The sequence below is a fragment of the Streptomyces sp. NPDC057939 genome, assembly GCF_042887545.1.
Lineage (GTDB): Bacteria > Actinomycetota > Actinomycetes > Streptomycetales > Streptomycetaceae > Streptomyces.
Window position 1 is genome coordinate 43,217 of sequence record NZ_JBHVPG010000061.1, and the last position, 9,411, is coordinate 52,627.

7 protein-coding genes are annotated in these 9,411 nt (G+C 71.0%); 2 read left to right on the forward strand and 5 right to left on the reverse strand.

Annotated elements, in window-relative coordinates; translation table 11 throughout:
- Positions 1 to 118: 118 nt before the first annotated feature.
- Positions 119 to 2,989: a CDP-glycerol glycerophosphotransferase family protein gene (locus ACFVS6_RS37650; RefSeq protein ID WP_389711044.1), complete on the forward strand. Its 2,871-nt coding sequence runs from the start codon at positions 119 to 121 to the stop codon at positions 2,987 to 2,989.
- Positions 2,986 to 4,167, forward strand: coding sequence for a glycosyltransferase (locus ACFVS6_RS37655; RefSeq protein ID WP_389711045.1), 1,182 nt, complete (start codon positions 2,986 to 2,988; stop codon positions 4,165 to 4,167). The genes ACFVS6_RS37650 and ACFVS6_RS37655 overlap by 4 nt, the downstream gene beginning before the upstream one ends.
- Before the next feature lie 69 nt (positions 4,168 to 4,236).
- Here ACFVS6_RS37655 and galE read toward each other — a convergent pair whose 3' ends face one another.
- From galE to rplU, 5 genes are all read right to left on the reverse strand, one after another.
- Positions 4,237 to 5,253, reverse strand: coding sequence for a UDP-glucose 4-epimerase GalE (galE, locus tag ACFVS6_RS37660; RefSeq protein WP_389711046.1), 1,017 nt, complete (start codon positions 5,251 to 5,253; stop codon positions 4,237 to 4,239).
- Between the two features lie 16 nt (positions 5,254 to 5,269).
- Positions 5,270 to 6,907 (reverse strand): glycosyltransferase, encoded by a 1,638-nt coding sequence (locus tag ACFVS6_RS37665; RefSeq protein ID WP_389711047.1) that lies wholly within the window; start codon positions 6,905 to 6,907, stop codon positions 5,270 to 5,272.
- Between the two features lie 57 nt (positions 6,908 to 6,964).
- Entirely contained in the window at positions 6,965 to 8,410 is a 1,446-nt protein-coding gene (obgE, locus tag ACFVS6_RS37670) for a GTPase ObgE (RefSeq protein WP_389711048.1), read from the reverse strand.
- 168 nt (positions 8,411 to 8,578) lie between these two features.
- Complete coding sequence (gene rpmA / locus ACFVS6_RS37675; RefSeq protein WP_362876795.1) at positions 8,579 to 8,833, reverse strand: 50S ribosomal protein L27; 255 nt, start codon at positions 8,831 to 8,833, stop codon at positions 8,579 to 8,581.
- A gap of 13 nt (positions 8,834 to 8,846) precedes the next feature.
- On the reverse strand, positions 8,847 to 9,167 hold the full coding sequence (gene rplU / locus ACFVS6_RS37680; RefSeq protein WP_030159347.1) for a 50S ribosomal protein L21: 321 nt from the start codon (positions 9,165 to 9,167) through the stop codon (positions 8,847 to 8,849).
- Between the last annotated feature and the right edge of the window lie 244 nt (positions 9,168 to 9,411).

The window sequence follows — 9,411 nt, forward strand, 5'->3', positions numbered from 1 at the left end:
CCGGACCCGCCACTCACCTCTTCCTTAGAAGTATGCACGCCGGTGGCCGGCCTGCCGGAGTCGCGTGCGGCACACGGTAGCTTTGACGGGATAAGCGGAATGGAACGAAGGGATCGAGGTGCACGTGCCTGACGTCTCCGTGGTCGTCATCGTCTACAACGACGCAGAGCGTCTGCAGACAGCCGTCCAATCGGTTTTGGACCAGACCCTGCGCGGGGTCGAAGTCGTGATCGTGGACGACTGCAGCAAGGACGGGTCCTACTCGGTCGCCAAGGAGCTGGAAGCGGCGCATCCGGGACGGGTGCGCGCCTTCCAGCTGCCCGAGAACAGCGGCGGCTGCGGCGCGCCCCGCAATCACGGCATCCAGCAGGCCACGGGCACGTACGTCATGTTCCTGGACAGTGACGACGTACTGGAGCGCAACGCCTGCCGGAACATGCTGGCGGCCGCCGAGCGCACCGGCTCCGACCTGGTGTCGGGCATGTGCGTGCGCGTGCACCTGGACAACCGGTGGAACAAGACCACCGAGTGGTACCCGTGGATCTACGCGCACACCCGCACGCTGGAGTCGATCACCGAGTACCCGGACCTGCTGGTCTACGACACCCTGTCGACGAACAAGTGCTACCGGCGCGAGTTCCTGCTGGAGCAGGGCCTGGAGTTCCCGGTCGGCATCCACTACGAGGACCTGCTGTTCTCCGCGCAGGCCTACGTGGCCGCCCGGCGGATCACCCTGATCCCGAACCACGTCTACTTCTGGAACGTGGTCGAGAAGGCCGCCGCGAAGTCGATCAGCAACCGGCGCCACGAGATCGCGAACTTCGTCCACCGGATGGAGATCCACCGCCGCGTCGACGAGCTGCTCGCAGCCAAGGGCCACACCGCGATCAAGTCGGCGAAGGACGCCAAGTTCCTCAAGCACGACCTGGTGCTGCACCTGCGCGACCTGCCGCTCCTCGGTGACGACTACCGGCAGCAGTTCGCCCGGCTGGCGAACGGTTACCTCGCGGACCTCGACCCCGCCGCGTACGACAACGTCAGCCACCTCCAGGCCATCTGCGCCTACCTGCTCGGCAAGGAGGACTGGGACAACCTCCTCGCCGCGGCCGACGCGATGACCAACAAGGGACGGCTGTCCTCCCCGCTCGCGGAGCGCGACGGCCGCGTCTACTGGTGCGCCGGCCACCTCGACGACGCCGAGGGCCGCCGGATACTGGACGTCACCGAGCAGGGCTTCCACACCGCCCCGCTCTCCTCCCTGTGCCCGGGCAACCGTCTGACCTCCTACGAGGACGACGGGCGCGGCACCGTCACCCTGGCCGGTTCCATCGTGAACCCGCTGGGTCGGATCCGGCCCGACACCGAGCTGAAGGCCTCGCTCGAATTCCGGGCCCGGCGGCAGATCGGCGTCCGCTCGTTCAGCTTCCCGGTGGCAACCGTCCGTCACGCCGGTGACTCGATCGAGTGGTCCACCACGGCCGACGTCGGCAGCACCGTCCGCCCGCTCGGCATCATCGACGCCGTCTGGGACGTACGGCTGAAGCTGACGGCGGGCTCCGACCGGGTGACGACGCGCGTCTCCGTCGGCGGCGTCGACCTCGACTCGGCCTCCCGGCTGCGGGTGCGCCCGCGGCTGACCCGGCTCGTCTCCGACCGCTTCGAGCCGGAGATGACCAAGAAGGGCAACCTCTCCTACGTCCTGACCGCCGAGGGCGCCGCTGCCGTCCGCACCCAGACGCTGATCAGCAGCGCGATGCACGGCAGGGCCGCCGGAGTGGTCAAGCGCGGCCTGCGCCGCGCGCTGAAGGCCCGCCGCAACATCGGCTCGGGCGAGCAGAAGGTGAAGGTCTACCACGAGGTCTTCTCGAAGCTGCCCCTCAAGAAGGGCACGATCGTCTTCGAGAGCCACATGGGCAAGCAGTACAGCGACAGCCCCAAGGCCATCTACGAGGAGCTCGTCCGCCAGGGCGCGCCCTTCGAGGCGATCTGGTCGTACGCGGGCGGCAAGCCCACCGGCTTCCCCAAGGAGGCCACGTTGGTGCGGCGCTGGAGCTGGCCCTACCTTCGGGCGCTCGCGCAGGCCGAGTACTGGGTCGACAACCAGGGCTTCCCGCTGGCCCTGACCAAGCGCCCGGGGACCACGTACATCCAGACCTGGCACGGGTCCGCCCTCAAGCGGATGGGGTTCCACGAGCCGCGCACCAAGGCGCAGGGGAAGGCCGGGCAGGACCGCTTCCAGGCGGCCGTCGACCGCTTCGACCACTTCCTGATCCGCTCCGAGCACGACGCCCGCACCCTCGCCAAGGGCTTCCGGCTGCGCGACGAGGTCCTGCTGCGCACCGGATACCCGCGCAACGACGCCCTGGTCGAGGCGCACCGCGCCGAGGCGGACAGCGGGGAGCGGCTGCGCGGGCCGCTCGCCGCGGAACTGGGCATCGACCCGGACAAGAAGGTGCTGCTGTACGCGCCGACGTTCCGGGCGAACGCGGACGGCACGGTGGAGAACTTCGAGTTCCCCTTCGACGTGGAGGAGTTCGCCGACCGGCTCGGCGACCGCTTCACCCTGCTGGTGCGCACGCACTACCTCAACAGCGTGTCGCTGCCGCCGTCGGTCGCGGGCCGCGTCCTCGACGTGTCCCGACACCACGACATCACCCCGCTGCTGGCCCTCGCCGACGGGCTGATCACCGACTACTCGTCCGTGATGTTCGACTACGCGGTGCTGGACCGGCCGATGCTGTTCTTCGCCTACGACTACGAGGCGTACGCGACGGACATCCGCGGCACGTACTTCGACCTGAAGGAGAAGGCGCCGGGCCCGGTCGTGTCCACGGCCGACGAGCTGATGCAGGCGGTCGCGGCCTTCGACGAGGCGGACGCCAAGTACGCCGAGGCCCGTCAGCGTTTCCTCACCGAGTTCGGCGAGTACGACCGGGGCGACGCGGCCCGCCGGATCGTCGAGAAGTTCTTCACCAGGAGCGGCAAGTGAGCCAGCAGCCCCACGAGTCCGCAGCGCCGGGCGGCCGCGACGTCTTCCTCGTCTCCAACAGCGTGGACGAGCTCGGCGGGGTGACCACCTGGTCGCACCAGATGGCCCGGCTGTTGACCGACCGCGGGCACCGGGTGCACGTCGTCGGCATCGCCCCCGTCGCCGACGAGATCCGCCAGAAGCTGCCCGCCGACCTGCCGTACGCGACGACGACGCTCTACGACGCGCACCCGCCGAAGGCGCGCCGGCTGCACGGCATCAAGGGCAGGCTCAACGCCCCCGAGCGCCGCCGGCAGGCGGTCCGGCGGGCCGGGATGCGGGACCGGGCGGAGACGCTGAGCGGTCTCTTCCGCGCGGCCCGGCCCGGAGCGGTGGTCATCGTCACCCAGGTCTGGGCGATGGAGTGGGTGGCCCTCGCCGACACCAAGGGGCTGTCGGTGATCGGCATGAGCCACGAGTCCTTCGAGGCCAGCCACAAGTCCACGCGGGGCGACCGGGTCCGCCGGCACTACTCCCAGGTCGACCGGCTGCTGGTACTGACCCCGGAGGACGCCGACCTGTGGATCCGGGCGGGCATGGAGAACGTCGACAGCATGCCGAACCCGCTGCCGTTCATGCCCGACTCCCCCGCCCCGCGGACCTCGAAGGTCGTCGCGAGCGTCGGCCGGCTCGCCTTCGAGAAGGGCGTGGACCTGCTCCTCGACGCGTGGGCGGACGCCGCCCCGCACCATCCCGACTGGGTCCTGCGGATCCACGGCGCCGGCGTCGAGGAGAAGGCCCTGCGGGCGCACTGCACCTCGCTCGGGCTCGACGACTGCGTGGAGTGGATGGGCAGCACCGACGACGTGTTGGGCGCCCTGCGCGGGGCGTCGGTCTTCGCCCAGGCCTCCCGCGCCGAGGGCTTCCCGATCACCCTGTTGGAGGCGATGGCGGCGGGCCTTCCGGTGGCCGCCTTCGACTGCGCGCCGGGCGTGCGGGAGATCGTGGAGCACGGCGAGGACGGGCTGCTGGCCCGTCTCGGCAACACCATGGAACTCGCCGGGCACCTGGATGCCCTGATGTCGGACGCGGCCCTGCGCGACCGGCTCGGTGACGCCGGTTTCCGCAGCGTGCGGCGCTTCTCCAGCGACGAGATCACCGACCGTTGGGAAGCCCTGTTCGCGTTCCTGGACCGCTGACCCGCGACCACCGACGAAGCCGCCCGCCCCGGAAACGTCCGGGGCGGGCGGCTTCGTCGGTGTGACGGGTCAGACGGCGTGGACGTCCTTGTGCGGGTCCCGGCGGGTGGCCGCCTTGTTGGCCTCCCAGCCGGCCCACGCCGAGGTGATCATCTCGCGGACGTCGTGCCGGGCCTTCCAGCCCAGCTCGGCGGCGATCCGGTCGGCCGATGCCACGACCTTCGCCGGGTCACCGGGGCGGCGCGGGGTGACGACCGGCGCGTGGGTGTGGCCGGTGCCCTCGTTCAGCAGCTCGACCATCTCCTTGACGGAGACGCCCTCGCCGCGGCCGATGTTGACGGTGAGGTCCTTGTGGTCCCCCGCCGCACCCCATTCGGCGAGCCGGCGCGCGGCCACCACGTGGGCTTCGGCGAGGTCCTCGACGTGGATGTAGTCGCGGATGCAGGTGCCGTCCGGGGTCGGGTAGTCGTCACCGAAGATGCGCGCGCCCTCACCGGCGTCGTAGCGCTCGAAGACCATCGGGACGAGGTTGAAGACCCCGGTGTCCGCGAGCTCGGGGGTGGCGGCGCCCGCCACGTTGAAGTAGCGCAGACAGGCGGTGGAGATGCCGTGCGCCTTGCCGGCGGCGCGGACCAACCACTCGCCGGCCAGCTTCGTCTCGCCGTACGGGCTCAGCGGCAGGCAGGGGGTCTCCTCGGTGACCGAGTCCACGTCGGGCATCCCGTAGACGGAGGCCGAGGAGGAGAACAGGAAGTTGCGGATGCCCGCGGCGGCCACGGCCTGGAGCAGCACCGTGAGGCCCTGCACGTTCTCGTGGTAGTAGTACATCGGCTTCTCGACGGACTCGCCGACCTGCTTCTTGCCCGCCAGGTGCACGACGCCCGTGATGTGGTGGCGGCGGATCGTGTCGTCGAGCACCAGCCGGTCCAGGACCGATCCGACAACCAGCGGGACGCCCTCCGGAACCCGGTCCTCGTTGCCCGTCGAGAGGTCGTCGAGCACGACGACCTCCTCCCCGGCGAGCAGCATCGCGCGAACGACGTGCGCGCCGATGTAGCCGGCGCCACCGGTGATCAGAAAGGTCATGCGTGTCTCCCGAGCTCTAGCGCGACCGGCGCGTGCGGGCGCGGTCGAGGCGGTTGCGTACGAAGGTCAGGGCGCCCCCGGCGCCGGGTGCCAGGCGCAGGGCCAGTGCTCCCGCCGCCGTCCGGTAGGGCTGCGCCAGCAGAACACCGTACCGGCTGCTGGGCAGTGCGCGGCGACGGAGCAGACCGCCCAGGGGGCGCAGGGAGGTGACCAGGGAGCTCCCGTCGGCGCAGTGCACGCCTGCCCGGACGTCCCAGGCCTGCATGCCGCGCAGGCCGCGGCTGCGGCCGAGGGCGGCCAGCGCGGCGGGGCGGAGCGGCACCTCGGCGGTCCAGCCGTCGCCGTCGGCGGCGGGGCGCAGTTCCACGGGCCGGGCGGGTACGGGCTCCGTCCCGGTCCGGGGGTGGAAGGTCAGCGTCACGGTCTGCGGCCCGGCCTGCGCGAGGCGGCCGTACAGGTCGCGGACGCGGAGGCGGACGGCGCCGCCCCCGGCGGGTTCGGCGTCGACGGTGACGGGGAGTTCCGCGACGGGCAGCGCGGCGAGGCCGTCGAGGGCGACGGGCAGTTCCTCGCTCCACACCGGAAGCCCGGCCGGGTCCGTGGCGTACGGGGGCTGCAGCCGGGCCGGCTCGGCGGCGAGACGGGTCAGCCGCTCCACGTCGGCGGGCGGGGCCCCGGCCGCCAGCAGGACGCGCGCGGTCCACCGGGCGCGGGCGGGGGCGGCCTCGACGTCGGCCTCGGTGAAGCCCTCCAGGTAGGCCCGGGTGAGTTCCCACCAGGCGGTCCGGTAGTCGGGGTCCTGGCCGAGTTCGCGCAGGTACATCCGCAGGTCGTAGTCGAGGAACTTGACCCGGCAGGCCCGGCCGAGCTCCGGGGAGGCCTCGGCGAGGGTGGCGGCGGCGGCGCGGTGGGCCTCGACGCGGGCCCGCCAGTTGCTGACGTCGGCGCGGTCGAGGGAGATCGACTTGCGGGCGGCGCTGCGGCGCACGTGCCACACGTAGACGAGGTCGCCGATGACGGCGATGCGGGGTGCGGCGGCGAGGACGCGCGCGGTGAAGAGGAAGTCCTCGTAGACGAAGCGTCCGTCGGGGAACCGGATGCCGTGCTCGTCGAGGAAGGCGCGTTCGTACAGCTTGTTGACGCAGAGGGTGTCGCGGACCAGTTCGGGCCGGTCGGCGGGCCGCTCGATGACCTCGCCCGGCGTGTGCAGGCCGGGCATCCACGGCACGTCGCGGCCCTCGGGCAGTTCGCGGCGCACGCAGGCGCCGACGGTGACGGGGGCCCGGTGTTCCTCGGCGGCCGCGAGCAACGCGGCGGCGGCGCCGGGGGGCAGGACGTCGTCGCTGTCCAGGAACAGGACGTACGGGGAGGTCGCGGCGGCGATCCCGTCGTTGCGGGGGGTGCCGCAGCCGCCGCTGTTGTCCGTGCGGTGGACGACCTTCAGCCGCGGGTGGGCGGCGGCCAGCTCGTCCAGTACCCGGCCGGTCCCGTCCGAGGAGGCGTCGTCGACCGCGATGACCTCGGCGACCACCGGGCCCTGGGCGAGGGCCGAGGAAACGGCCTCGCCCACGAGCCCGGCGTCGTTGTACGCGATCACCACCACGGAGACGGCGGGGGCCGCGGCGGCGTCATTGCCGGAATTGCTGCTGTTCACCCGGAGGATCCTAGGCGAACGGTGTAAAGCCGGCTTCAAGCCCCCGCGGCCGCGGGATCAGAACGGGCGGAACTCGTCGTACTCCTGCTGGGAGGAGTCGCCGCGCTTGGCTTCCTTGTCCTTGCGGCGCGTGGTGGCCGGGCGCGGTGCGTCCAGGCGGTGGTCCTCGCCGCGACGACCCAGCATCTCGGCGCCGGCCATCATGGTCGGCTCCCAGTCGAAGACGACGGAGTTCTCGTCGGAGCCGATGGCCACACCGTCGCCGGCACGGGCACCGGCCTTCTTCAGCGCGTCCTCGACACCGAGGCGGTTGAGCCGGTCGGCGAGGTAGCCGACGGCCTCGTCGTTGTTGAAGTCGGTCTGACGGACCCAGCGCTCGGGCTTCTCGCCGCGCACCTGGTAGACGTCCTCGACCTCGTCGTAGGTGACGGTGAAGCCGGAGTCGTCGACGGCCTTCGGACGGATGACGATGCGGGTCGCCTCCTCCTTCGGCTTGCGGGCGCGGGCCTTGGCGACGACCTCGGCGAGGAAGTAGGACAGCTCCTTCAGGCCGGTGCGGGCGACCGCGGAGACCTCGAAGACCTTGTAGCCGCGGGCCTCCAGGTCGGGGCGCACCATGTCGGCGAGCTCCTGGCCGTCGGGGATGTCGACCTTGTTGAGGACGACGAGGCGGGGCCGCTTCTCCAGGCCGCCGCCGTAGATCCGCAGTTCCTCCTCGATGACTTCGAGGTCGGCGAGCGGGTCGCGGTCCGACTCCAGGGTGGCGGTGTCGAGGACGTGCACCAGTACCGAGCAGCGCTCGACGTGGCGCAGGAACTCCAGGCCGAGGCCCTTGCCCTGGCTGGCGCCCGGGATGAGGCCCGGGACGTCGGCGATGGTGTAGACGGTCGAGCCGGCGGTGACGACGCCCAGGTTCGGGACGAGGGTGGTGAACGGGTAGTCCGCGATCTTCGGCTTGGCGGCGGAGAGCACCGAGATCAGCGAGGACTTGCCCGCGCTCGGGAAGCCGACCAGCGCGACGTCGGCGACGGTCTTGAGCTCCAGGACGATGTCGCCGGTGGTGCCGGGGACGCCGAGGAGCGCGAAGCCGGGCGCCTTGCGGCGGGCCGAGGAGAGCGCGGCGTTGCCGAGGCCGCCGCGGCCGCCCTCACCCGCGACGTAGGTGGTGCCCTGGCCGACGAGGTCGGCGAGGACGTTGCCCTCCTTGTCGAGGACGACGGTGCCGTCCGGGACGGGCAGGATCAGGTCCTGGCCGTCCTTGCCGGAGCGGTTGTCACCCGCGCCGGGCTGACCGTTGGTCGCCTTGCGGTGCGGGCTGTGGTGGTAGTCCAGCAGGGTGGTGATCGCCTGCTCCACCACCAGGATGACGTCGCCGCCACGGCCGCCGTTGCCGCCGTCGGGGCCGCCGAGCGGCTTGAACTTCTCCCGGTGAACGGAGGCGCAGCCGTGGCCCCCGTTACCCGCGGCGACGTGCAGCTCGACGCGGTCCACGAAGGTGGTCATGGTTGTTCCTCCAGATACATGCGGGAATGTCCCGGGCAGGCCTTGCTACCCATTTAACGTGTCCATATGACAACGCGCCGAGGGCGGACCTCTCTTCCCGGCATGCGCCGGGAAGAGTTGAGATCCGCCCTCGGGGAGTTCAGTACGCCTTGATCAGCAGGAGCTGGATCAGGCGGCCGGAACGATGTTGACGACCTTGCGACCGCGGTGGGTGCCGAACTCGACGGCACCGGGCAGCAGCGCGAACAGCGTGTCGTCGCCGCCACGGCCCACACCCGAACCCGGGTGGAAGTGGGTGCCGCGCTGGCGGACGAGGATCTCACCAGCGGAAACGACCTGACCGCCGAAGCGCTTCACGCCGAGCCGCTGAGCATTGGAATCGCGCCCGTTCCGGGTGGACGATGCGCCCTTCTTGTGTGCCATGTCTCAGTCCCTCTTACTTCGCAGCCGTGGGGATACCGGTGACCTTGATCGCCGTGTACTGCTGGCGGTGACCCTGGCGACGGCGGTAGCCGGTCTTGTTCTTGTAGCGCAGGATGTCGATCTTGGCGCCCTTGTGGTGGTCCACGATCTCGGCCTGAACCTTGATCCCGGCCAGCACCCACGGGTCGCTGGTCACGGCGTCGCCGTCGACAACGAGCAGGGTCGAGAGCTCGACCGTGTCGCCAACCTTGGCAGTGGAAATCTTGTCAACCTCAACGATGTCGCCGACAGCAACCTTGTGCTGGCGACCACCGCTGCGCACGATGGCGTACACGCGGATCTCTCTCTCACTCGGGACGGATGCTCCTGAAGCCAGCCACTCACGCGGGCCGGGGCCCACGGTGATCCGGATTGGACGAGCGGCCTCTCCCGTGACCCGTCCGCTCGCGCGGACGATGTGGGAGGAAGGTGCTCAGGAGCGCGACGCACGTTGAACGGTAATCGTTCAAGACACGCCGACGGTCTAGGTTACGGGGCTGGTTCCGGGGGGTCAAACCGGGCCCCGCACGGCCGTGGGG

Bases quoted from the DNA above. Each gene is read 5' to 3' on its own strand.
- rpmA (WP_362876795.1), bottom strand. From the start codon at position 8,833: ATGGCACACAAGAAGGGCGCATCGTCCACCCGGAACGGGCGCGATTCC.
- galE (WP_389711046.1), bottom strand. From the start codon at position 5,253: ATGACCTTTCTGATCACCGGTGGCGCCGGCTACATCGGCGCGCACGTC.
- obgE (WP_389711048.1), bottom strand. From the start codon at position 8,410: ATGACCACCTTCGTGGACCGCGTCGAGCTGCACGTCGCCGCGGGTAAC.